The sequence below is a fragment of the Thermotoga petrophila RKU-1 genome (genome assembly GCF_000016785.1).
GTDB classification, from domain to species: domain Bacteria; phylum Thermotogota; class Thermotogae; order Thermotogales; family Thermotogaceae; genus Thermotoga; species Thermotoga petrophila.
The window spans coordinates 999,267-1,020,846 of the sequence record NC_009486.1; the positions used below are offsets into that span (position 1 = coordinate 999,267).

Consider the following 21,580-nt stretch of genomic DNA (forward strand, 5'->3'; position numbering starts at 1 on the left):
TCTTTTAAAAATTCAGGGAGGTCTGATCGCTGTGAAAGGGCTTCTCAAAATCTTTCTGATATTGTTTCTCGCTGTATTCAACTCAGGAATGGTATGGGCAGGAATTTTCCTGCTTCAAAATTCTTATTATGAACTTGGAATCGTTCTTCTCACGCTTCTCGTACTCATAGATTACTTCATTTTCAATCCGAAGGCTTACCCTTACAGATACACCATTCCCGCTTTGATATTACTTTTTGTGCTCGTTCTCTATCCTATATATTTCACTGTGAAGGTTGCGTTCACCAATTATGGAACAGGACACCTCATGACGAAACAAGAGGCCATCGAGAGAATTCTTTTCGACCCAAATTACACTTATGTTCCAGAGAGCGCTGAACCTGTTGAATACATGGTCTTCTCCGTGTTCGATGGTCTGAATCCTACCGAGGATTTTGTTGTTCTCTTCGAGAAAGATGGGAACATCTACATCGCGGAGCGCCCCGTTGTCGCAAAGAGGAGTGGGAAAGAAGTCCTTTTGAGAGAGTCAACTCTTTTTCCCGTGAAGGATGGAACCGCCGAAGTGAATGGAAAGGTTTATGAAATAGTCCCCTGGCCCGCTTCCATAAAAGAGGTGAACGCCGTCTATTCAGACGGTAAAATTTACAAACCGCTTTACTCACCTGAAGAGGTTTCCCTGAAGAGGTACGAACCTTTCTTCAAGGTAAATGTGGTTCAGAAGTATCTCAACAGGGCGGAGTTTTGGCTCGAGGATCAAAGTTACATGTTCAGAATAGGTGAAAATGGGGAATGGAACTTTTATCCAGTGAAGAGGATTTACTCTCTGTCTTTCGAAGAATCCCTCGAAAACGGAAGGATAACAACGAAACTTGTGGTGAAAAACAATCTCACTGGAAGGCATCTCGTTGAGAGAGAAGGTGCTTTTTACGATTACGATGAAAATGGAAGAGAATTTTTCGTGATTGGATACATGGAATACATTGGTTTCAAGAACTTCTCCAGGATATTCACCGATCCGAAGATCGCTGGTCCTTTTTTCAAGGTTTTCACCTGGACGTTCACCTGGGCTGCTCTCAGTGTTCTTTTCACGTTCGCGATAGGTCTTTCCCTCGCTCTTGTTCTGAACGATAAAACACTGAAGGGAAAGAACGTGTACAGGACGTTACTCATTATTCCATGGGCTGTGCCAGCTTTCATTTCCGTTCTCGTCTGGAGAAACGGAATGTTCAACGAGACTTATGGAATTCTCAACCGATTTGTTCTTCCGTTCTTGGGATTGGATCCGGTGAAGTGGTTCAACGATCCGTTCTGGGCGAAGGTTGCCGTTCTCACCGTCAACACGTGGCTGGGATTTCCGTACATGATGGCCGTCTCACTCGGAGCTTTGCAGAGCATTCCAGAGGAGCTCTACGAAGCCGCTGCGATCGATGGAGCTGGAAAATGGAGGAGATTCTGGACCATCACGTTTCCGCTTCTGATGACCACTGTGGCTCCTCTGTTGGTCGGAAGTTTTGCTTTCAACTTCAACAACTTTGTGAACATATACCTGCTCACCGGTGGAGGTCCCGCGATGCCCGGAACCACGACCCCTGTTGGTCACACCGACATTTTGATCTCATACGTTTACAAGCTCGCTTTTGAGGGAGGAAGGGGACAGGACTTCGGTTTTGCCAGCGCCATATCCATCATTATATTCTTCCTCGTTGGTGGAATCAGCTTCGTGAACTTCAAACTCTCTGGTGCGTTTGAAGAGGTGAGTGAATGATGGTGAGAAAAAAGAATAGATGGCTCACGCATGTTCTTCTAACACTTCTTGTTGTTGTGGTTCTCTTCCCCATCGTTTGGGTTGTTTCTACCTCTTTCAGGAGGGATGAGGCCGCTTTCTCCCCGAAGCTCTTCTCATCCCGGCTCACCATTCAGCACTACAAGGATCTGGTGGCGCCTGAGAAGAATCTTCCCGTCCTCATACAGGAGATGCAGAGCCTTGTTTCCAGAGTGAAACCTTTTGACAATGTTTCTAGAGAGAAAGCGGACCGTCTCGTCGAAGATCGAATTAGAAGATTTGAAAATTACCTCGCCGAAACGAAGAAACTTTTGGAAGATGTCAATGCGAGAAATTCGAAAATAGAAGAGGCTCTTTCTCAAAAGTTCTCCGATGTTTTGTCTTACACAAAAGATGTTCTGGAAGAGGCAAAGAAATTGACTCAGGAGCAGATGGATAAAACCCCATTGCCCGATTCACAGAGGATCGCTGTTGCACTCTATGAAAGATTGAAAGGCAAAAGCTTTAGAAGTGCTGAATTTCAGGCTTTGAAGGACGTGATCGAGAAAGTAGTGGGTTACAGCGTTGAGAATCAGGACACTCTGAACGATGCTCTTTCTGAACTTGGACTGGTTTACGAGAAAGAGGTAGGAACGTTCATGAGAGAGATCGAAAAACTCAATGGTGAAATTGAAACCCTTCAGAGGGAAATAGCCACCCTCAAGAAACAGAAGGAAACCCTTGAAAAAGAAATCTTGGAAAAACAAAAAGTACTCGAGGTTTTGAAGCCTGACATCGATTCCGTGAGCGAAGTTCTCGTCAAACTCAAAGATATGGTGCACAGTGTCAGAAACAGTAAAGTGGAAACTGCTTTCCCTTATGAAGACTCAAAATTGAAATCTTCACTCGAAAAACTCCTGTCCGAACTCAACACTCTCTACAACAAAATCTCTGCTTTTTCAGATCTTTCGGATCTCTCAGAAAAGATCTTTGCCATGAAGAGTTCTTTAGAAGAGATAAACAATGTGGTAAGCGAAGATGGTGACATTTCCAAGAAAGCCCTCTATGGAAGCTTTGTTCAATCCTTTGAAGAAACGGTTCCTATTGTTGAAGGAATCGTAGAGAAAGTGAGCGACGGAATTGACGATTTCGTTCAAAAGATAAAGGATTTGAAGAATATAGAAAACGAATTCATAGTACTCGAAGCAAAACTCGATGGCCTAGAGAAAAGCTTGAACAATGTGAGATCCTCCCTCTCTGAGAAAGAGAAAGAAATTTCTTCGGCGAAGATGTATCTGGATCTCAAGATCTTCAACCATCAGATCCAGAGCAGAATAGATTCCCTTGAAGATATAGAATCGTTTAATAACGCTGCACAAATGAAACTTCTTTCGATATATAGAACCCTCAGGGACTTTGTGAGCGGTTATGTATCAGAACACGGGGGAGACGATTTCATTGGAAAGATAAGAAAGCTTGCAACGAAACTTTCCTGGATAGAAGACTACAGAGATCTGAACAGACGGGTGGAAACGGGTTACAAAAACGCTCTGAAAATCGTTGAAAACGCACAGAATATCCTCGATGACTTCAAAGAAAGTTATTCAAATCTTCTTGATCTTTCCTTCAAAGGACTTTACATCTCTTCTGAGCATCTTGAAATGCTGTACGACCTCGTGAAGATGAACTTCGTTCAGGAAGTTCTCACGAACACAGCGGTGGCTTCGAGAAAGGCAGGAACTCTGATGGACACCATTCCTTTGAAGGAATTGAAGTCCGATCTCAAAAAGATCGATGGAGACCTCTACAGACTCGCGCAGATATGGGAGCAGAAGACGAAGCATTACTTCCTCAGATGGGTCATGAACTCGGTGATCGTCGCGGGCCTTGTTTCACTCATCACCACGGCTGTTTGTGCCTTGGCTGCATATCCGTTCAGCAGAATGAGATTCTGGGGAAGGCAGTACGGAATCATGGCTCTCCTTCTCATTCAGATGTTCCCGGCCATCATGTACATGGTTGCGATATACGGTCTTTTGAAGCTCATCGGTCAGTTCCTTCCGTTCCTGGGACTGGATTCCCTCGGAGGATTGATATTTGCCTACCTTGGTAACATAGCTTACAACATGTACCTCATAAAGGGATTCTACGACACCATTCCTTCGTCTCTAGAAGAGGCTGCTATGATCGACGGTGCAACCAGATTCCAGACCTTCTACAAGATAGTCGTTCCACTCGCTCTTCCGATCCTCACGGTCATAGTGATACTCACCTTCATCGGGACGTTCAACGAGTTCGTCCTTGCAAGGATCATTCTTCAGGACGTGAAAAACTACACTTACGCTCTCGGCCTCTGGACGTTCTCAACGGGTGCTTATGAAACAGAGTGGGGCCTTTTCACGGCTGCCGCTCTCCTCGGTATGACACCGATGGTGATACTCTTCCTGTCCCTCCAGAAGTACATAGTGGGTGGACTCACGAAAGGATCGGTGAAAGGATGATGTACCCGATGCCGTCTTGGGTTTACGACAGTGTCGTGTATCAGATCTTTCCAGATAGATTCTTCATCGGAAAGGGAAAAACGGTGGAAGACAAAAAGGATCTGTACCTGAAGCGGGGAGGAGTCATAGAGAAATGGGGAGTTCCTCCCCGCAAACTTCCCGGTGCTCAGCACGTGAAGATCTTCTACGGAGGAGATCTGTGGGGAATAGCCGAGAAGGTCGATTATTTTGAAGAACTTGGAATCAACGTTCTGTACCTCACTCCTATCTTTTTGTCCGATACCAATCACAAGTACGACACAATCGATTACTTCAGAGTGGATCCACAGTTCGGTGGAAAGAGGGCTTTTCTGCACCTTTTGAGGGTTCTCCATGAGAGGAGTATGAAACTCATTCTCGATGGTGTGTTCAACCACGTTGGGAGTCAGCATCCGTGGTTCAAAAAAGCGAAGAAAAACGATCCAGAGTACGTGAACAGATTTTTCCTTTACAAAGATAGGCACAGATCGTGGTTCGACGTTGGAAGCCTTCCCGAGCTGAACGTGGAAGTCGAAGAAGTGAAGGAATACATTTTGAAAGTTGTCGAGCACTACCTGAAACTGGAGATAGACGGTTGGAGGCTGGATTGCGGCCACGATCTTGGACCTACCGTCAACCTGTGGATCAACATGAAAGTGAAAGAGTTCTCAGCAGAAAAGTACCTCGTGAGTGAGATATGGACTTACCCGGCAGGATGGGATATGGTTGATGGTCTGATGAACTACAACTTCAGAAACCTCGTGCTGAGCTATGTGAACGGCGAGACGGATTCCATAGGTTTTCACCTGGAAAGAGCTTACAGGGAGACGAAGAACATATTCGGTTGCTGGAACATGCTTGACAGTCACGACACCCCGAGACTCGCCACAATGGTTCCCGACAGAGACCTGAGAAAACTCGCTGTAGTTCTTCAGTTCACTTATCCCGGTGTTCCGCTCGTTTACTATGGAACAGAGATAGGTCTCACAGGTGGAGAAGATCCAGAGTGTCGTGCCACCATGGAATGGAACAGAGAGAAATGGGATGTTGATCTGTTCGAGTTCTACAAGAAGATGATCAGACTGAGAAGGACGGATCCAGGTTTGCGCTTTGGAGAGTTTGTCTTGCTGAACGACTCACCTCTCGCGTTTCTCAGAAAGGCTCCTCATCCTCTTCAAAACACCATCGTGGTGGTGAACCCAGGAGAAGAGAAGGTGCTGGTTCTCTCCATTCCCGACGGGAAAATTATGAACACCACTCCCCTTGTCGATGTGTTCAGCGGAGAAAGATTCCACGTTGACGGCGGGGTTGTGAAGCTTCCCCTTCCAGCGAGATCTTTCAGAATTCTCAAGCCCGAGGATCTGAGAGTGGGTAAGTACAGATTGTACAAGAGAGTTTGAAAAAATTCATTGAAGATTCCGGCTGGCTTCCGGCCAGCCTTTTAATTTTTTAAGAAGCGTTTGAATTCATGGAAAAAACGTTCGGAAAGTATATAGTTGTAACTGGTGGATACGAAATACAGGGAGGTGTTTTTATGCCATCTGTGAAGATCGGTATCATCGGTGCGGGGAGCGCGGTGTTTTCTCTGAGGCTTGTGAGTGATCTTTGCAAAACGCCGGGACTCTCTGGCAGCACGGTCACCCTCATGGATATCGACGAAGAAAGACTCGACGCTGTTCTGACCATCGCGAAAAAATACGTTGAAGAAGTGGGAGCGGATCTGAAATTCGAAAAAACCATGAATTTAGATGACGTCATCATCGACGCGGATTTTGTGATAAACACAGCGATGGTGGGTGGCCATACCTACTTGGAGAAAGTCAGACAGATCAGTGAGAAATACGGCTACTACAGAGGAATAGACGCTCAGGAGTTTAACATGGTCTCCGACTACTACACCTTCTCCAACTACAACCAGCTCAAGTACTTCGTTGAAATAGCAAGGAAGATAGAGAAGCTCTCCCCAAAAGCCTGGTACTTGCAGGCAGCGAATCCCGTTTTCGAAGGAACAACCCTTGTGACAAGAACGGTTCCCATAAAGGCAGTGGGATTCTGCCATGGACACTACGGCGTGATGGAGATCGTAGAGAAACTGGGGCTGGAAGAAGAAAAAGTAGATTGGCAGGTCGCAGGAGTGAACCACGGTATCTGGCTGAATAGGTTCAGATACAACGGGGAGAACGCGTATCCCCTCCTTGACAGGTGGATCGAGGAAAAATCAAAAGATTGGAAACCAGAGAACCCCTTCAACGATCAGCTCTCTCCCGCTGCGATAGATATGTACAGATTCTACGGTGTGATGCCCATCGGTGACACCGTGAGAAACTCTTCGTGGAGGTACCACAGGGATCTTGAGACCAAGAAGAAATGGTACGGTGAACCCTGGGGAGGAGCAGATTCTGAAATAGGCTGGAAATGGTACCAGGACACACTTGGAAAGGTAACGGAGATCACAAAGAAGGTGGCAAAGTTCATCAAAGAAAATCCGTCCGCGAGGCTCTCCGACCTTGGAAGTGTTCTGGGAAAAGACCTCTCAGAAAAGCAGTTTGTGCTCGAAGTAGAGAAAATCCTCGATCCAGAAAGAAAGAGTGGAGAGCAGCACATCCCATTCATCGATGCGCTGTTGAACGATAACAAGGCAAGATTCGTGGTGAACATACCAAATAGGGGTATCATCCACGGAATAGACGATGACGTGGTCGTTGAAATCCCAGCCCTTGTGGACAAGAACGGAATCCATCCCGAGAAGATCGAACCACCGCTTCCAGATCGCGTGGTCAAGTACTACCTGAGACCAAGGATCATGAGAATGGAAATGGCTCTGGAGGCGTTCCTCACGGGGGACATAAGGATCATAAAAGAACTTCTCTACAGAGATCCAAGAACGAAGAACGACGAACAGGTAGAAAAGGTGATCGAGGAAATCCTCGCACTCTCGGAAAACGAAGAGATGCGGAAACATTATCTGAAGAGATGAAAGGATCTGAAAGGGGCCTGAAAGGCCCCTTTATGTATAATATAATGTGTTGAAAAATCCAAAAGAAGATAGTGGGGGAAAAGATGAGTTCTCTTAAAAAAAAAAGAACTTTTCTGGAAGATAACAATAGCTCTTATCGTTGCATTTGTTGTGATATGTGTTCTGAGTATCTTTCAGCTTTACTTTTCCGGAATGAAAACTGCCCGCGATTTCATAAGAAACGTGAACAATACCGTGACGTCCTTCATAAACGGATATTTCAGAAAATTCTATGTTGTTGATGTTTTGAGCCGCATTCCTGAAGTACGATATGCACCTTATCTGACCGATGAGGAAAGACGAAAAGTGTTGGAAATCTACAGAATTTTCCAGGAGGCAGACAGAGATATATACTATCTGTACTCGGGATACGAGAATGGACTTCTTCTGATCAACGATTACGAACCCGCAGAAGGATACGATCCAAGAGTAAGACCCTGGTACAGAGCCGCCCTCGAATCCCGACCTAAACCCACCGGTGGGATTCCCTACAGGGAGTTCAAAACAAAAGAGCTTTTGTTTTCCGTGAGCAAGGTGATCACGGACGACGAGGGAAACGTGACCGGTGTGATATCTGTTGAAACACTCCTGGAGAGACTTTTGAGTAATTTTCCTCATTCTTTTGATAACCATGAAACTGTGACAGAACCCCAACCACGCAAGCTATTCCCCTTCAGGGGGATAGGTTTGTTGTGGTGTTAATTATCTTATGATATAATTGAATGGGGTGATAGGTATGCATATCAAGAAGACAAGGTGGAGTCATTATAATCTGAACTATCATTTTGCGTGGATACCTAAATACCGCAGAAAAATCCTGGTCGGCTCCATAGCTGAAGAACTTGAACGAATACTCCGCAACACAGCAAAACAACACGGAATAGAAATACTGGCCCTCTCTATTCAGCCTGATCATGTTCATTTGTTTGTATCGGCGCCTCCGAGATTTTCACCGGCTGAGATAGCAAACCTATTCAAGGGTGTTTCAGCGAGGAAACTGCTGGAGAAATTTCCAGAGCTTAGAACCAAAGAGGGCCTTTGGGCTCGAAGTTACTACGTTGGAACAGCCGGTAATGTTTCTGAAGAAACTATCAGGAGGTACATCGAGGAATGTCAAGACGTGTGATACGAACCTACAAACTCGCTGTACCAGGACATTTGAATCAAATATGCGAAGAACTCAACCGCACAGCAGCAAGAATCTACAACAAAACGATGTCTCTTGTGCGAAAGATACACCAAAAGAAAGGCTTCTGGCTGTCCTGGCCTGCCGCAGACAAATACATCCTCCGCTGGGCAGAAAACATCAAAATCCACGTCCATTCAAAGCAGGCATTTGTTCAGCTCTACTTTCAAGCCCTCAAAGGGTACTTCAAAGCAGCCAAAAAGAATCAAGATGCAAAACCTCCCCACAAGAAAAAACGCTATCTGCCGTTCATATGGAAAGAAAGCGCTGTAAAACTTCTGCCAGACGGTACCCTGAGATTGTCTTTGGGCAAAGAACGAGAACCATTTGTTGTACAAACACCTCTCAAACCTCCCCTTCGCATCAAACAGGCAAGACTTGTCTTTGAAGATGGATACTATCTCCACCTTGCGATAGAGGTGGAGATTGAAGAGAAGAATGCTGGCTCTGGTGTTATGGCGGCCGACCTTGGAGTGCTCCGTCCCATCACGTGCTTTGATGGAAAAGAAGTCATCAGCTACCACGGAGGAGTCCTCAGCAGCACTCTTCGCTATCGAAACAAACGCCTTGCAAGTTTTCAGTCTGCCATAGCAGAGTGCAAGAAGGGATCAAGAAGGTACAACAAGCTTGTTAGTGCAAAGAAAAGAGCCCTGAGACGGCTCAGAAACCAGATCAACGACATCATGCACAAGATCACAAGCAGTTTCATCGGACTGTGCCTCAGAAAGCAAATCAGAACCATCGTGATAGGAGACGTCACAGGGATCAGAGAAAGAGCAGACTACAGCGACAACGCGAACCAGAAGATCCACCAGTGGCAGTTCAGAAAACTCATCGAGATGATAAGGTACAAAGCAGAGCAGTTCGGAATCGAAGTGAAACTCATCTCAGAAGCGAATACAAGCAAGACGTGTCCTAACTGTGGTGCAAAGAACAATCCGAACGGAAGAAGATACCACTGCGAAGCCTGTGGTTTTGAGTATCACAGGGACGGAGTTGGAGCAATCAACATCTGGAAAAGGTATCCTGGCACAGGCCAGGTAGTAGCGGGCTTGGCCCCCGTCAGAGGTGTGAGGTTTCATCCACACCTCTGTGGCCATGGAGCATCTTTGGCTCCATGGAAGGTGGCCTGAGAGCCACCAAAAGTCCCATCCCCTTTAGGGGATTGGGAGGAGGTCAAATAGGAAAGATCGCTGTACCAGAACACATCTTGAACAAACCCGGAAAGCTCACAGATGAAGAATTCGAGGAAATCAAAAAACACTCCATCGTTGGTGCAGACATATTGAGGGAATATCCGGAGCTGTCCTTCGCTGTCCCTGTGGTTCTATACCATCACGAAAGGATGGATGGTTCTGGATATCCTTTCGGTTTGAAAGATGGAGAGATACCGCTCCTTGCCAGGATTTTAGCGGTAGCGGATGTGTTCGACGCCCTTACCAGCGACAGGCCCTACAGAAAAGCTATGAAGCCAGAAGACGCTGTAGCTCTCATGAAGAAAATGCCTCTCGATCAAGAGGTCGTGGGAATCCTTGAAAAATATCTTTCGGAGTTTTTCAGGCTGAAACCTCAAGTTTCAAACCCGCGTAGCAATCCATGATTTTTCCGAGGAATTCTCTTTTGAAGATATCAACTGCTCTTTCACCCGTGCAGTGACAGGGGACCACGGTTTCAACTCCAAGCTCGTTGAAAACCTTCACGATTTTCTCTATCTCATCATCGGAAGATTTCAGAAGATGGAAGCCTCCCATTACCATTTTGATGCGCTCGTTGAAGGTCTCCGCGATGTCGAGGAGAATGTTGTCGATCCCGCGGTGAGAACACCCAGTTATGACAACCAGACCTTCCTTTGTTCTCACAACCAGAGTCTGTTCGTCCTCGAAGAGATCTTTTCGCCTCTCACCGTTTCTCTCAACGAAGAAGTCTCCTGTGGGGACCTTTCCTCTCAGATTCGCTGGTCCCAGAAGGAACATGTTTTTCCCGATCTCGGTGATCTTTTCGATCACGAGCTTCCCTGTGTTCTTCTTGAATATTTCATTCCAGTCGGCTCCTGCGTATCTTTCTCCGGAATACTTCGGATCCAGGGCTTCTTTTCTGAGCCACACTCTTTTTCCTGAAAGATACAAAAGACCCCCCGCGTGATCGTAGTGACCATGACTGATGAGCACGTCCTTTGGAAGATCAATTCCCAGCTTTCGCGCGTTTTTGAGAAACACATCGGATTTCCCCGTATCGAAAAGAACGGAATCCACAAGAACAGAAAAACCGTGTTCGCTTTCAAATCCATTTTGAGATGAATCATCACACAGAACGTGTATTCGCATCTTTTTCCCTCCGCTCAAAAACTGAAGGGGGTTGATACCCCCTTCATATTACCACCAGCCTCTCCATCCTCTTCCATGTCTCCGGGCAAGGCCCATTCCAAATGGCCATCCTCTTCTCCATCCATAACCAAAACCTCTCCACCATCTCCAGGGTCTTGCCCAGCTACCACCGAACCTGCACCATCCGAGACCTCTGCCCGTCATCGGCCCAAGTCCCATCGGGCCCGTTCCGTCGAGCCTCGGCATACCACTCACTTCCTGTTTTCAAGCTCTTTCAGTCTCTCTTCAACGTATCTGAGCTCTTCTTCCAGGTATCTTTTGTAATCCAGAAGCATTTCTTTTTTCTCTTCAGGAGAAGGTGGCACTGGAGGGTAATCGTAGTAAGCCCACCATGGCCCTCCTCCAAAACCGAATCCTCCTCGCCAGCCCCAGCCTTTTCTCCATCCGTATCCTCTGCCCCACCACATATTCTCACCTCCTATATATGTATTTTACATATATATGAGGAAAAGTCAAGCTGTTTTCGACTTCCAGCATCACTTATTCACTGTATGTTTGTTCCCAGATTTCTTTGATCTTTTCGTGTTTTTCTCTGAAAATCTCGATCAGCTTGGGATGAAAATTTGACGGTGAGGTTCTTCCATCTCCCTCGAGAATCACCCTGACGGCCTCTTCATGGGACAAAGCTTTTTTGTAAGGTCTTTCTGAGCGCAGGGCATCGTAAACATCAACTATCTTGACGATCTGCGCTTCTATGGGGATCTCGTCGTCTTTCAGGCCGAATGGATAGCCCGTTCCGTCGTAGTTTTCGTGGTGGTAGAGGGCTATGTTTCTTGCAACTTCCAGTTCTTTTCTGCCTGAGAGTAGCTCTCCACCCCAAATTGTGTGCTTCTTCATGATTTCCCATTCTTCTGCCGTGAGCTTTCCCTTTTTGTTCAAAATCTCCTTGGGGACCTTTATCTTTCCAATGTCGTGGAGCGGAGCGTACAGATATATTTTGTGAACAAGATCCTCATCGAGACCCATCTCTTCGGCGAAAAACTTCGACAGTTCCTGAACTCTTCTGACGTGGTTTCCAGTCGGCTCGTCGAAACCTTCCACAATATCCACCAGTTTGTAGGTGAAAAATTCGTACGCTTCTTCGACAGCTCGGCTTTTTTCCTCTATCTCCTGTGCCATCTTTTGAAGTTCAGAGTAAGACGCTTCGAGCTCTTCTCTCTGGGATTCAATGATGGTGATCATATCGGAGACTTCATCGATGAGCTGGTTGATCTCCAGGATGTTTGAGGATACATCTCCAAGATCAAAGATTCTGGAACGCAGGTACTCTTTTGAAGCTTTCGAGAACACTTCGAGTGGAATTCTGAGTTCCCTGTCGATCAACTTAGACACTTTTCGAACGATCGGGAAAGAAATAGCAAAAGCCAGTCCGATCACGTAGCCTAAGTGAAAGAGAGAATTCCTTAGAAAAGCAAGAAGCGGTACCTGGATCACAAAGATTGTGGACCCTGTTTTTCTGAAAAATGCAACACCAGACGCGTTTATCTTCGCACCGTAATCTCTTGTTTCAAAGTCTTCGGGATCGAGTTTCACATGGATCTCACCGTTTTGAAGAAGGATCGTTCCATCCTCCGAGAGAACGTACATACCTGGTTGCAGAAGATCTTTCATCACTTTCTCCGGAACGATATCGATTCCAAGAACCCCAAGTAGATTTCCATGTTCATCAAATATTGCTCTCGAAATAGCGAAAGTGACTACTCCAAGAATCCTGTGGGTGAAGGGAGGAGTAACCACAGCAGAGTCTGGGTTTTCGACAGCAGCTTTGTACCAGGGTCTTTTTCTCGGATCGTAATCAGGAGGAAACGTGTAAAGAGGATAGACGTAGTAAGTGCCATCCGGAGTGGCAAAGATGTGATAAACTGAATAATACCCGAAATGTTCACGAATCAGCTTTAAAACCTCGAGGATCGTCCCAGGATTTTCAAAATCCTCTCTGTGGTCGGCGAAGAAATCGAGGACATCGTAATAGTGATCGATTGTCCTTTCCCACTCGTTCGAAACAAGGGTGATCTTTTCGAGCCAGTCTTTTTGGTCAATGTAGTAGGTTACTATAAAAACAAAAACAGCTATCACGAACGATAGAAGAAAAATGAAAATCAGATTTTTCTTGTAAACAAAGCTTCTTATGATATCGCTCAATTTTCTCGGTGCCACATCATCACCCCTCGATGTTCTTATTTTACTACACAAGACAGAAAGTACATCCCATTTTGGGGATTGGAATTCAATACATCTTGACATATCCATCTACGAAGTGTTATGATTGATCAGTACCATCTTTTGTTAAGGAGGCATGTGTTATGAGAGGAAAGGTTAAGTGGTTCGATGCCAAGAAGGGCTACGGATTCATTACAAAGGACGAAGGAGGAGACGTGTTCGTACACTGGTCAGCCATCGAAATGGAAGGTTTCAAAACTCTGAAGGAAGGTCAGGTCGTCGAGTTCGAGATTCAGGAAGGCAAGAAAGGTCCACAGGCAGCGCACGTGAAAGTGGTTCAGTAAAGAGACGAATCAGCCCCCGCCCGGGGGCTTAAATTTTCTTTCTCCACTTGATTTTTGGTCTCACATATGGTACCATTTGGCATGTGAGACGTAATAATATTCATGGAGAGGTGAGGACACGGTGAAAAAGGGAATACATCCAGAGATGAAGCTCGTAACTGTTAAGTGTGCGTGTGGTGCTGAGCACACTTTTTACACGACGGTTGACAATATAAGAATCGACGTGTGTTCTAACTGCCATCCGTTCTACACCTCCGGTGGAAAAGGTGGCGTTCTCATAGTGGATACGGAGGGTAGAGTGGAGAAGTTCAGAAGGAAGTACGGAGACAACTATTGAGAGGCAATATCACTTTTGTGAGGAGGGTTTTTTGTGAAAGTTGGTGAACTTGTGAAGGGAAAGGTTTCTAAGATCGTGAAGTACGGAGCCTTCGTGGATATCGAAGGGGGGGAAAGAGGATTCATTCACATTTCCAAGATCTCCAAAAACTATGTGAAGAGAATCGAAGATTACCTTCACGAGGGGCAGGAGATATCCGCGAAGGTGATAGGAAGAGCCAGAAACGGCGGCTGGGAACTTTCCCTGAAAGATCTTGAAGAAGAAACACCAAAGACAGGTGAGAAATCTGAAGAAAAGAAAAATATGGATTTCGAGAAAAAGCTATCCAGATTCTTGAAAGAAAGCAGTCAGAAGCTTTCCGAATACAAGAAGAGACTCGAGAAAAAAGGCAGAAGAAGCGCATGGTAAAAAAAGCGGGGGTAATCCCCGCTTTCATTTTTTTAATAGATCCTTTCTGGAAATTCTTTATCTTCCTTCACCACCACAACTTCCGTTCCAACACCAGCGAAAGCGTCGATTTCTTCCACATCTCTGTTGAACATCCTGATACAACCGTGCGAGATCCTTTTTCCTATTTCCCACGGTTTCGAGGTGCCGTGTATCGCATACGTGGGATCCGATAACTGCAGATACCTCGTTCCAAGTCCGTTGAGAGGGGTTCTGGGGGATATGTACTCCCCAAACCAGTAGAGGGCAGGATCTATCTCTTTTCTGAGAACCCAGTAACGTCCCGGAGGTGTGGCGTCACTCCTTCCAAGGGCCACGGGATAAACTTTGAGCAGAACCCCATCGTAGTAAAGAGCGAGCTTAGATGAAAACAGATTCACAACTATTGTGACTGGATTCTCCCGGAAATAGACCCTTCCGATCTTCAAAACCTGACCAGCCACTATCCTGTCGGGATCTTCCAGGCGGTTTATCAAAACGATGTCTCCAACTCTCACACCGTATTGATTGGCTATGCTCCAGAGTGTTTCTCCTCTCTTCACAACGTGCTCGGCAAACACAGTGTAGTCGAAAGCGCCATCTTCTCCCCTCATAGGTACCGCAACGCGTTTTATAACGTAGATTTCTTTCTTCAAGCTGAAGGTGTAACCGTATGGACCGTTGAAAGTAATTTCCAGTTCGTGCGCACCATCTTCGAGAAAGGACTTGAAGACGCAGATCCACTTCCCTTCCAGGTTGAAGAATCTGAATCTCTTTCCCTCCAGGTTTAACGAGACAGGTACCACACCTTCTGGAGACTGAATGAACACGTACACCAGAACTTCTCCGTTTTTTATGTCCGAGATCACTCTTGTTTCGGGTTTCTCCAGAGGTACCCTCAAAACCTGAGGTGCCACACGGTACATCCTCTTCCCGAAAGAATTCACACCTTCAACAATTGGAAAGAAGGGGCCTTCGAAATCCACCTCGAAGGTGTAATCGCTGTTTTTCACTTTTTCAGGAAACACAAATCCCGCCGGGGAGTAGAGAAGAAAGGTCGTTATTTCTCCTTCGTAGAGTTTTTTTACGGAGAGAGTCACGTGATCTTCAGAAACGCTCTTCAGTTCAAGAAGGTGATCCGCCAGCAAGGTTTGAAACAACATCAAGAATAATGCAAGCCACACGAATCTTGTCATCTTCATCAATCCTTTTGATGAAACCGTCTCTTCCGTATATGTAGACCTCCACTCTGTCGGAAGAGAACGCTTTCCGGGCATCGTTCAGCACGAGCAAATCCAGATTCTTCTCTCTCAGCTTTTTCACAGCGTTCTCTTCGAAATTTTCCACCTCAGCCGCGAATCCCACAAGAATCTGATTTGACTTTCTCTGTCCGAGTTCTTTGAGAATATCTTTTGTTCTTTCGAGATGGAGAACGAGATCGTTCTCTGTTTTCTTCAGCTTTCCTTCAAAGACCTTCTTCGGCCTGTAATCTCCCACGGCGGCGTTCATTATCACGATGTCTGTATCTTCGAATCTCTTCATCACCTCTTCGTACATCTCTTCAGCACTTTCTACTTTCACAAATTCATCCACATAGTAAGGTGGTTTCAAAGACGTTGGGCCGGATACAAGAGAAACACGAGCTCCCATCCTCTTTGCGACAGTTGCCAGCGCGTATCCCATCTTTCCTGAACTCGCGTTAGTGATGAACCTCACAGCGTCTATACGCTCTCTTGTTGGTCCCGCGGTGATAAGAACCTTTTTTCCGGCGAGCTTCTTTGGAAAAGTCAAAAGGTGTACCGCTTCGACTATCTTTTCGTTTTCCGGATACCTTCCCTTTCCGACCTCACCGCACGCGAGATGGCCTTCTTCGGGTTCCACAACGAACCAGCCGTTGTTTTTTAGCTTTTCAAGATTCTCTTGAAACAGTTTGTTGCTGTACATACGGTAATTCATCGTGGGAACGAGAATCTTCGCGTCTTTATCAAAAGCGAGAGCGACGAGTGTGAGAAGATTGTCCGCTATTCCATTCGCGATCTTTGAAATGGTGTTCGCGGTTGCGGGGGCAACAACGAGCACGTCTGCCGTTCTGGAAAGATCGGTGTGCGGGATCCAGCCATTCCTGACATCCATCCAGTCGTGGTACACAGAACAGTTTCCAACGGCAGAAAACACCACCGGAGAAATCATTCTGGTGGCGTCCGGCGTCATCACCACGTAAAGTTCATGTCCTTCTTTTCTCAACTTACTTGCCAGGTCCACGGCTTTGTATATCGCTATGCCACTGCTGACACCGAGTATTATCTTCACCTTCACTTCACCTTCGGAATGAGCGCTTTCAGTATCTCCTCGTTTTTGATCCTGATGTAATTCAGGCTGAGCTCCATGAAGGCGATACTTACAGGATTCTCATCATCTGTGATCACAAACGGTTTGGCGTATTCTCTGATCGCTTCCGCACGCTTTGCCACAACAACAGGTATAGCGTACTTGTATGGTATCTTCTTCAACAGTTCATCGTACCTGAGATTGAACTTCACCATCTTTTCCATCCTTTCACCTCCATCTTGAAGCGTTCTATCCTCTCTTGATTTCTGGTGACTTTCGCTCTTTCGGACCTCACAATCGACATGACCATCTCTACAGCATCTTCGAGATTTTCGTTTATCACGATGTAATCGAACTCATCCATGAACATGAGTTCCCACTTGGCATTTTCGAGTCTTACAAGCACGTCCGCTTCTCTCTCCGTTCCCCTTTTGAGGATGCGCTCCCTCAGATCCGCATAGGATGGAGGAGCCACGTAAATGAACACCGCGTTTGAGTATTTCTTCTTTACCGAGAGAGCACCCTGAACGTCTATGTCGAGTACAACATCTTTTCCTTCATTGATATGAGATTCCACAAAGGAGCGAAGGGTCCCATAGAGATGGCCGTGGACACGGGCCCACTCGAGGAACTCCCCTCTTTCGACGCGCTTCAAAAACTCTTCTTCCGTGATGAAGAAATAATCCTTGCCATCCTCCTCGTGAGGGCGCTTCGGCCTTGTCGTGCAGGAAACGGAGAAAACTACGTTGTCCAGTCTTTTGAGAACTTCTTTGATTATACTGGTTTTCCCCGCACCGGAAGGACCACAGATGACGAAAAGCTGTCCTTTCATTGGTCACACTCCTATTTTTTCGTTTCTCTCAATACTCTTTCTATCTCGTAGAAGTTCTCCATGAATCTCTGAGCGATCGTTTCCGGCTGGATGGCACTCAGAATGATATGGTTGCTGTCCGTGATGATGATCGATCTTGTTTTTCTTCCATACGTGGCATCAATGAGCTTTCCTTCAAGCTTCGCCTCGTCTTTCATCCTCTTCAAAGGAGAGGACTCGGGGTTCACGATAGCGATCACACGGTCACCCGCTACCACGTTTCCAAAACCGATGTTGATCAGACCGTACATACTTTCTCCCCCTCACTCAACGTTCTGAATCTGCTCCCTGAACTGAGAAACCAGTACCTTCCCCTCGAGAGCAAGGCTGGTTATCTCACCGGAGATAGACTTGGAAAGGATTGTGTTCAACTCCCTCAACATCTCCTGACCGAGAAAATCCAGATTCATTCCGACCGGCTCGTCACTTTCTATTAGCTCAAGAGCTCTTTTTATGTGACTTCTGAGCCGGGTGATCTCTTCTCTTATGTCGGCTTTGGTGGCCATGAAAGCCACGTGATTCTCCAGAATGTCTTCTTTCACGGAGACATCCTGTGGAAGGATCTTCTCCACTTCTTCCTTTATCTTTTCACGGTAAAGTGCAGGAAGCTGATCAGAGATTTTTTCTATTTCTTCAACTCGAGACGAAAGGTCTTCCAAAATCCTCTTCAGATCCGCACCTATTTTTTGACCCTCTTTTTTTCTTTCCTCAACGAGCTTTTCCAAGGCCTCTCTGAGAATGAGAACCAGATGGTTCCAGATATTTTCTATTTCCTCGTCTGAAAGCTCTATTCGAAAGACCTCTCTGAAGTTCAGAAGGTCTGAGAGTTTCACAGGTTCAGGAAGAGAAAGTTCCCCGACTATCTCATCGAGCATCGAATAATACGCCCTGACAACGTTTTTGTCTATTTCGAGCACCTTGGGAGGTTCCAGGAACTTCACCTGAACTCGAGTTTGGACTTTTCCTCTGCTCACGTACTCCTGAACGAGGTTGTTCAGCTCTATCTCTTTCATGGAAAGATACCCGGGCAGCTGGTTTATGATGTTCAGGCCTTTCGAATTCAAAGACTTCATCTCGACTCTGAACTGATAGGGACCAGACACCTTTTCAACTCTGCCGAAGCCGGTCATGCTTTTTATCACCAGATATTCCCCCTTCTGGTTGAAATTATACCATTATCGGCGATTATTTCCAGTTAAATCCAGAAAACTGAGAATTTCTTCGATTTTCTTGAGGAAGTAATCCACTTCTTCCTCCGTGTTGTATTTGCAGAGGCTGATTCTGATGGCTCCCTGGGCAATTCTCCTGTCTACCCCCATCGCATCCAGGACATGGCTCAATCTTTCGTCCTTGCTGGTGCAGGCCGATGAGGTTGAAACGTAAATACCATAGCCGGAGAGAAGATTCTGAAGAGTGGAACCTCTGATGTTCGGAAAAGAGACGGAGAGGGTGTTGGGAAGGGATATCTCCAGGGGAGTTATGATGTGGGCTCCCAGGTTCATCAGACCCGATACGAGTTTGCTTCTGAGCTTTTCCATGTGTTTTGCTGCTTCGCTCAGCTCTTCAACGGCAATTTCCATAGCGCGGGCTGCTCCGACGATTCCCGGAACATTCTGCGTTCCAGATCTGAGCCCTCTTTCCTGTCCACCGCCGTGTATGAGGGGTCTGATAGGAACTCCCTTCCTGATGTAGGTTATTCCAACGCCTTTCGGTCCGTGAAATTTGTGCGCGCTGAAACTCGCGTAGTCCACTTCCAGTTTCTCGAGGGAAAATGGAATTTTCCCTATCGTCTGAACGGCATCGACATGAACGAGGGCCTCTTTGTTCTTTTTCTTCACTATCCTAGTCACATCTTCAACGGGCTGGATAGTTCCCACCTCGTTGTTCGCAGCCATGATGCTGACAAGGAACGTGTCCTCATCTACAAGTTTTTCCAGTTCTTCCAGTTTCACAACACCTCTGGAATCAACGGGAACGTACTTCACTTTGAAACCTTTCATCGATAGATATTTCATCGTTTCGAGAACGGCTTTGTGCTCTATGAGAGTTGTGATGATGGTTCTTTTTCTTTTTTCGAACGTCTCAGCGACCGTTTTGAGAATCCAGTTTATCGACTCCGTTGCACAGGAGGTGAAGAATATTTCTGAAGGTGAGACACCGAGTACCTTTGCCACCTTTTCTCTCGCTTTTTCCATGTGTAAATTCGCCTCTATACCCATGCCGTGAGCAGAATTGGGATTTCCATACTTTTCGCGGTAGAAAACAATCATCTCTTCGAGAACCCGATCGTCCACCCTCGTCGTTGCGTTGTTGTCAAAATAAACCCTCATTTCGACCACCTCGCTTTTAACTCTTCAACTCCCCTTTTCACGACCTCTTCCACGTATTTTCTGAGTTCTTCCTCGCTCGAAAACCCTTTCGGATCGACCGGCTCGTGTATCTTGAGAAAGACCTTCCCAGGAGTGAACGTCCATCTTCCCTTTGGAATCAGATGATAAGTTCCCCAGATGGAAACGGGAAGAACTGGAACACCGGTCTTCACAGCGATCATGAGGCTGTCTTTTTTGAAAGGAAGAACCTTTCCGTCCGGTGATCTCGTTCCCTCCGGAAAGACGATGAAGGTAACTCCGTTTTTGAGCTTTTCAATAGCTTCCCTGAGTGCTTTCACCGCTCTCCTCGGATTTTTCCTGTCAAGAAATACACCGTTCAGATATCTTATGTACCAGTTCACCCCCGGAATTTTTCTCAGTTCTTCCTTCGCTATGAACGCGCCTGTGGCAACGAAGCCGAGGATCAACGGGATATCCATAAGGCTCTGATGATTCGCAACCACTATGAAATTTCTGTCCTTCGGAATATTTTCGCTGCCTTCAACTACCACATCAGAAAAAAGCCATGTGAAGGCTCTTTTCCCGAATTTTTCTATCTCCTTCAAAACGTACTTTCTGGCTTTTTCACGGTCTCTCATTAAAAATGATCTGAAAAGTACGAATCCCCCGTAAAAAACAATGTATACGGTGGCTATGAAGTAGAAGTACAGCGTCAGCAGAAGATCTCTGATTTTTCTCACTCTATCACCTCGACTTTTCTGGAGGTGAACGCTTCTTCTTCGAGAACGGGAAGATCTGGAACCTGCTGTTCCAGCTTCTCGAGGATCGAGGGATGAGATCTCGTTGCAGGATTTTTCGGGGCGAAGAAGACGCAGCTGTCCTGGTAAGGCTTTATAGAGATCTCGTAGGTTCCGATCTCTTTCGCCTTTTCGACGATCTCTGTTTTGTCGAAACCGGAAAGAGGCCTTATCACGGGTCTTGTAGTCACGCTCTCTATAGACCAGAGGTTTTCCAGCGTCTGGCTCGCCACCTGTCCTATGTTCTCCCCCGTGTAAAAAGCAACCGCACCGGTTTCCTCTGCTATTTTTTCCGCTATTCTGAACATGGACCTTCTGTACATGATCAGCGAGTATTTGTCCGGTACGTTCTTTTTGACCTCAAGCTGCAGCTTTGTGAGATTCACAATGTGCAATCTCAAGGGATGACCTCCACTGAACTCCCTGAGAACTCTCAATATGTCTCTCACTTTTTCCACGGCCCCCTCCGATGTAAACGGAGGAGACACGAACGTGACGGACTCTATGAGAACTCCTCTTTTCAGTGCGTACCAGCCTGCCACAGGACTGTCTATTCCTCCAGAGAGAAGAAGAACCGCTTTTCCTCCCGTTCCCACGGGAAGTCCACCGTAGCACTCCACCCTGTCTGTGAAAATCAGAACCCCTTCCGGTCTCACTTCCACCCCGAGAACAAAATCCGGATTGTGTACATCAACGGAAAGTTCCTTGAAGTTTTTGAGTATCAAGGCACCGAGCTCACTGTTTATTTCGTATATACTTTTTTTGTATTCCTTGTAGGTCTTTTTGGCCTGCACCTTGAAAGTTCTGTAATTTCCTTTTTCCAGCTTTTCTTTCACCGCGATCAGTGAATATTTCTTCACTTCCTCGAAATCGTGACTCACCAGAAATCCTTTGCTGAAATTCTGAATTCCAAAGATTTTCTTCAGCTTGTCATCGAGTGTTACGTTTTCATCTATTGGAATGAGAAATCTTCCCCACTGTCTCTTCACCTTCATTCCGGTTACTCTCTCGATGTTTCTTCTAAGAGCTTCTTCAAAATCTTTTCTGTTCTTTCCTTTGAGACCTATCTCGGAATATCTCACTATGTAAACTCTCAACTCTTTCACCTCCGGATAAGATT

The 21,580-nt window shown here is 46.1% G+C and carries 24 protein-coding genes; 11 read left to right on the forward strand and 13 right to left on the reverse strand.

What is annotated here, in order from left to right:
• The first annotated feature begins 31 nt into the window (after positions 1-31).
• The 8 genes from TPET_RS04930 to TPET_RS04965 all read left to right on the forward strand — a co-directional run bounded on the left by TPET_RS04930 (position 32) and on the right by TPET_RS04965 (position 10,083).
• Positions 32-1,765 carry a DUF4896 domain-containing protein gene (locus TPET_RS04930; RefSeq protein ID WP_011943528.1) on the forward strand — a complete coding sequence of 578 codons (1,734 nt, stop codon included), beginning with the start codon at positions 32-34 and terminating at the stop codon, positions 1,763-1,765.
• On the forward strand, positions 1,762-4,263 hold the full coding sequence (locus tag TPET_RS04935; protein ID WP_011943529.1) for an ABC transporter permease subunit: 2,502 nt from the start codon (positions 1,762-1,764) through the stop codon (positions 4,261-4,263). The genes TPET_RS04930 and TPET_RS04935 overlap by 4 nt, the downstream gene beginning before the upstream one ends.
• On the forward strand, positions 4,260-5,681 hold the full coding sequence (gene aglB, locus TPET_RS04940; protein WP_011943530.1) for a cyclomaltodextrinase: 1,422 nt from the start codon (positions 4,260-4,262) through the stop codon (positions 5,679-5,681). Before TPET_RS04935 ends, aglB begins: the two co-directional genes overlap by 4 nt.
• A 134-nt stretch (positions 5,682-5,815) precedes the next feature.
• Positions 5,816-7,258, forward strand: a complete 1,443-nt coding sequence (gene aglA, locus TPET_RS04945) for an alpha-glucosidase AglA (RefSeq protein WP_011943531.1) — start codon at positions 5,816-5,818, stop codon at positions 7,256-7,258.
• A 150-nt stretch (positions 7,259-7,408) separates the two neighbouring features.
• Positions 7,409-7,999 carry a cache domain-containing protein gene (locus TPET_RS04950; protein WP_011943532.1) on the forward strand — a complete coding sequence of 197 codons (591 nt, stop codon included), beginning with the start codon at positions 7,409-7,411 and terminating at the stop codon, positions 7,997-7,999.
• Between the two features lie 34 nt (positions 8,000-8,033).
• Positions 8,034-8,423, forward strand: a complete 390-nt coding sequence (gene tnpA, locus TPET_RS04955; protein WP_008194358.1) for an IS200/IS605 family transposase — start codon at positions 8,034-8,036, stop codon at positions 8,421-8,423.
• Positions 8,408-9,616 (forward strand): RNA-guided endonuclease InsQ/TnpB family protein, encoded by a 1,209-nt coding sequence (locus TPET_RS04960; protein WP_011943533.1) that lies wholly within the window; start codon positions 8,408-8,410, stop codon positions 9,614-9,616. Before tnpA ends, TPET_RS04960 begins: the two co-directional genes overlap by 16 nt.
• Positions 9,601-10,083, forward strand: a complete 483-nt coding sequence (locus TPET_RS04965; protein WP_011943534.1) for an HD-GYP domain-containing protein — start codon at positions 9,601-9,603, stop codon at positions 10,081-10,083. Before TPET_RS04960 ends, TPET_RS04965 begins: the two co-directional genes overlap by 16 nt.
• Here TPET_RS04965 and TPET_RS04970 read toward each other — a convergent pair.
• The 4 genes from TPET_RS04970 to TPET_RS04980 all read right to left on the reverse strand — a co-directional run bounded on the left by TPET_RS04970 (position 10,040) and on the right by TPET_RS04980 (position 13,024).
• Positions 10,040-10,807: an MBL fold metallo-hydrolase gene (locus TPET_RS04970; protein WP_011943535.1), complete on the reverse strand. Its 768-nt coding sequence runs from the start codon at positions 10,805-10,807 to the stop codon at positions 10,040-10,042. The genes TPET_RS04965 and TPET_RS04970 overlap by 44 nt on opposite strands.
• Positions 10,808-10,855: 48 nt before the next feature.
• A complete protein-coding gene (locus TPET_RS09305) occupies positions 10,856-11,053 on the reverse strand; it encodes a DUF5320 domain-containing protein (RefSeq protein WP_011943536.1) in 198 nt (65 codons plus the stop codon).
• A gap of 5 nt (positions 11,054-11,058) precedes the next feature.
• Positions 11,059-11,274: a DUF5320 domain-containing protein gene (locus TPET_RS04975; protein WP_011943537.1), complete on the reverse strand. Its 216-nt coding sequence runs from the start codon at positions 11,272-11,274 to the stop codon at positions 11,059-11,061.
• Positions 11,275-11,347: 73 nt separating this feature from the next.
• Complete coding sequence (locus tag TPET_RS04980) at positions 11,348-13,024, reverse strand: HD domain-containing phosphohydrolase (protein ID WP_011943538.1); 1,677 nt, start codon at positions 13,022-13,024, stop codon at positions 11,348-11,350.
• Positions 13,025-13,170: 146 nt separating this feature from the next.
• On the opposite strand from TPET_RS04980, the gene TPET_RS04985 reads away from it, so the two are divergent.
• The 3 genes from TPET_RS04985 (at position 13,171) to TPET_RS04995 (ending at position 14,116) form a co-directional block, all read left to right on the forward strand.
• Positions 13,171-13,371: a cold shock domain-containing protein gene (locus TPET_RS04985; RefSeq protein WP_011943539.1), complete on the forward strand. Its 201-nt coding sequence runs from the start codon at positions 13,171-13,173 to the stop codon at positions 13,369-13,371.
• Positions 13,372-13,492: 121 nt separating this feature from the next.
• A complete protein-coding gene (rpmE, locus tag TPET_RS04990; RefSeq protein ID WP_004082200.1) occupies positions 13,493-13,708 on the forward strand; it encodes a 50S ribosomal protein L31 in 216 nt (71 codons plus the stop codon).
• A gap of 33 nt (positions 13,709-13,741) precedes the next feature.
• Entirely contained in the window at positions 13,742-14,116 is a 375-nt protein-coding gene (locus tag TPET_RS04995; protein WP_004082201.1) for a S1 RNA-binding domain-containing protein, read from the forward strand.
• Positions 14,117-14,148: 32 nt separating this feature from the next.
• Here TPET_RS04995 and TPET_RS05000 read toward each other — a convergent pair whose 3' ends face one another.
• Genes TPET_RS05000 through thiI form a run of 9 tightly spaced genes read right to left on the reverse strand, consistent with a single transcriptional unit; the run spans position 14,149 to position 21,557 of the window.
• Positions 14,149-15,297, reverse strand: coding sequence for a L,D-transpeptidase family protein (locus TPET_RS05000; RefSeq protein ID WP_004082202.1), 1,149 nt, complete (start codon positions 15,295-15,297; stop codon positions 14,149-14,151).
• Entirely contained in the window at positions 15,260-16,444 is a 1,185-nt protein-coding gene (gene coaBC, locus TPET_RS05005; protein ID WP_011943540.1) for a bifunctional phosphopantothenoylcysteine decarboxylase/phosphopantothenate--cysteine ligase CoaBC, read from the reverse strand. The genes TPET_RS05000 and coaBC overlap by 38 nt, the downstream gene beginning before the upstream one ends.
• Before the next feature lie 2 nt (positions 16,445-16,446).
• Positions 16,447-16,686 (reverse strand): DNA-directed RNA polymerase subunit omega, encoded by a 240-nt coding sequence (locus TPET_RS05010; RefSeq protein WP_011943541.1) that lies wholly within the window; start codon positions 16,684-16,686, stop codon positions 16,447-16,449.
• Positions 16,671-17,294, reverse strand: coding sequence for a guanylate kinase (gene gmk / locus TPET_RS05015; protein WP_008194637.1), 624 nt, complete (start codon positions 17,292-17,294; stop codon positions 16,671-16,673). The genes TPET_RS05010 and gmk overlap by 16 nt, the downstream gene beginning before the upstream one ends.
• An 11-nt stretch (positions 17,295-17,305) precedes the next feature.
• Complete coding sequence (locus TPET_RS05020; protein WP_004082206.1) at positions 17,306-17,584, reverse strand: DUF370 domain-containing protein; 279 nt, start codon at positions 17,582-17,584, stop codon at positions 17,306-17,308.
• A gap of 12 nt (positions 17,585-17,596) precedes the next feature.
• Positions 17,597-18,475: a YicC/YloC family endoribonuclease gene (locus TPET_RS05025; protein ID WP_011943542.1), complete on the reverse strand. Its 879-nt coding sequence runs from the start codon at positions 18,473-18,475 to the stop codon at positions 17,597-17,599.
• Positions 18,476-18,508: 33 nt separating this feature from the next.
• Entirely contained in the window at positions 18,509-19,663 is a 1,155-nt protein-coding gene (locus TPET_RS05030; RefSeq protein WP_011943543.1) for a cysteine desulfurase family protein, read from the reverse strand.
• Positions 19,660-20,403: a lysophospholipid acyltransferase family protein gene (locus TPET_RS05035; protein ID WP_011943544.1), complete on the reverse strand. Its 744-nt coding sequence runs from the start codon at positions 20,401-20,403 to the stop codon at positions 19,660-19,662. The genes TPET_RS05030 and TPET_RS05035 overlap by 4 nt, the downstream gene beginning before the upstream one ends.
• Positions 20,400-21,557 (reverse strand): tRNA uracil 4-sulfurtransferase ThiI, encoded by a 1,158-nt coding sequence (gene thiI, locus TPET_RS05040; protein ID WP_038033075.1) that lies wholly within the window; start codon positions 21,555-21,557, stop codon positions 20,400-20,402. Before thiI ends, TPET_RS05035 begins: the two co-directional genes overlap by 4 nt.
• Positions 21,558-21,580: the final 23 nt, after the last annotated feature.

Excerpts from the sequence above, each read along its gene's own strand:
- TPET_RS04935 (WP_011943529.1), top strand. The coding sequence starts at position 1,762 with ATGATGGTGAGAAAAAAGAATAGATGGCTCACGCATGTTCTTCTAACA.
- aglB (WP_011943530.1), top strand. The coding sequence starts at position 4,260 with ATGATGTACCCGATGCCGTCTTGGGTTTACGACAGTGTCGTGTATCAG.
- aglA (WP_011943531.1), top strand. The coding sequence starts at position 5,816 with ATGCCATCTGTGAAGATCGGTATCATCGGTGCGGGGAGCGCGGTGTTT.
- tnpA (WP_008194358.1), top strand. The coding sequence starts at position 8,034 with ATGCATATCAAGAAGACAAGGTGGAGTCATTATAATCTGAACTATCAT.
- TPET_RS04960 (WP_011943533.1), top strand. The coding sequence starts at position 8,408 with ATGTCAAGACGTGTGATACGAACCTACAAACTCGCTGTACCAGGACAT.
- TPET_RS04965 (WP_011943534.1), top strand. The coding sequence starts at position 9,601 with ATGGAAGGTGGCCTGAGAGCCACCAAAAGTCCCATCCCCTTTAGGGGA.
- TPET_RS04970 (WP_011943535.1), bottom strand. The coding sequence starts at position 10,807 with ATGCGAATACACGTTCTGTGTGATGATTCATCTCAAAATGGATTTGAA.
- TPET_RS09305 (WP_011943536.1), bottom strand. The coding sequence starts at position 11,053 with ATGCCGAGGCTCGACGGAACGGGCCCGATGGGACTTGGGCCGATGACG.
- TPET_RS04975 (WP_011943537.1), bottom strand. The coding sequence starts at position 11,274 with ATGTGGTGGGGCAGAGGATACGGATGGAGAAAAGGCTGGGGCTGGCGA.
- TPET_RS04985 (WP_011943539.1), top strand. The coding sequence starts at position 13,171 with ATGAGAGGAAAGGTTAAGTGGTTCGATGCCAAGAAGGGCTACGGATTC.
- TPET_RS05000 (WP_004082202.1), bottom strand. The coding sequence starts at position 15,297 with ATGTTGTTTCAAACCTTGCTGGCGGATCACCTTCTTGAACTGAAGAGC.
- TPET_RS05010 (WP_011943541.1), bottom strand. The coding sequence starts at position 16,686 with ATGGAAAAGATGGTGAAGTTCAATCTCAGGTACGATGAACTGTTGAAG.
- gmk (WP_008194637.1), bottom strand. The coding sequence starts at position 17,294 with ATGAAAGGACAGCTTTTCGTCATCTGTGGTCCTTCCGGTGCGGGGAAA.
- TPET_RS05020 (WP_004082206.1), bottom strand. The coding sequence starts at position 17,584 with ATGTACGGTCTGATCAACATCGGTTTTGGAAACGTGGTAGCGGGTGAC.
- TPET_RS05030 (WP_011943543.1), bottom strand. The coding sequence starts at position 19,663 with ATGAGGGTTTATTTTGACAACAACGCAACGACGAGGGTGGACGATCGG.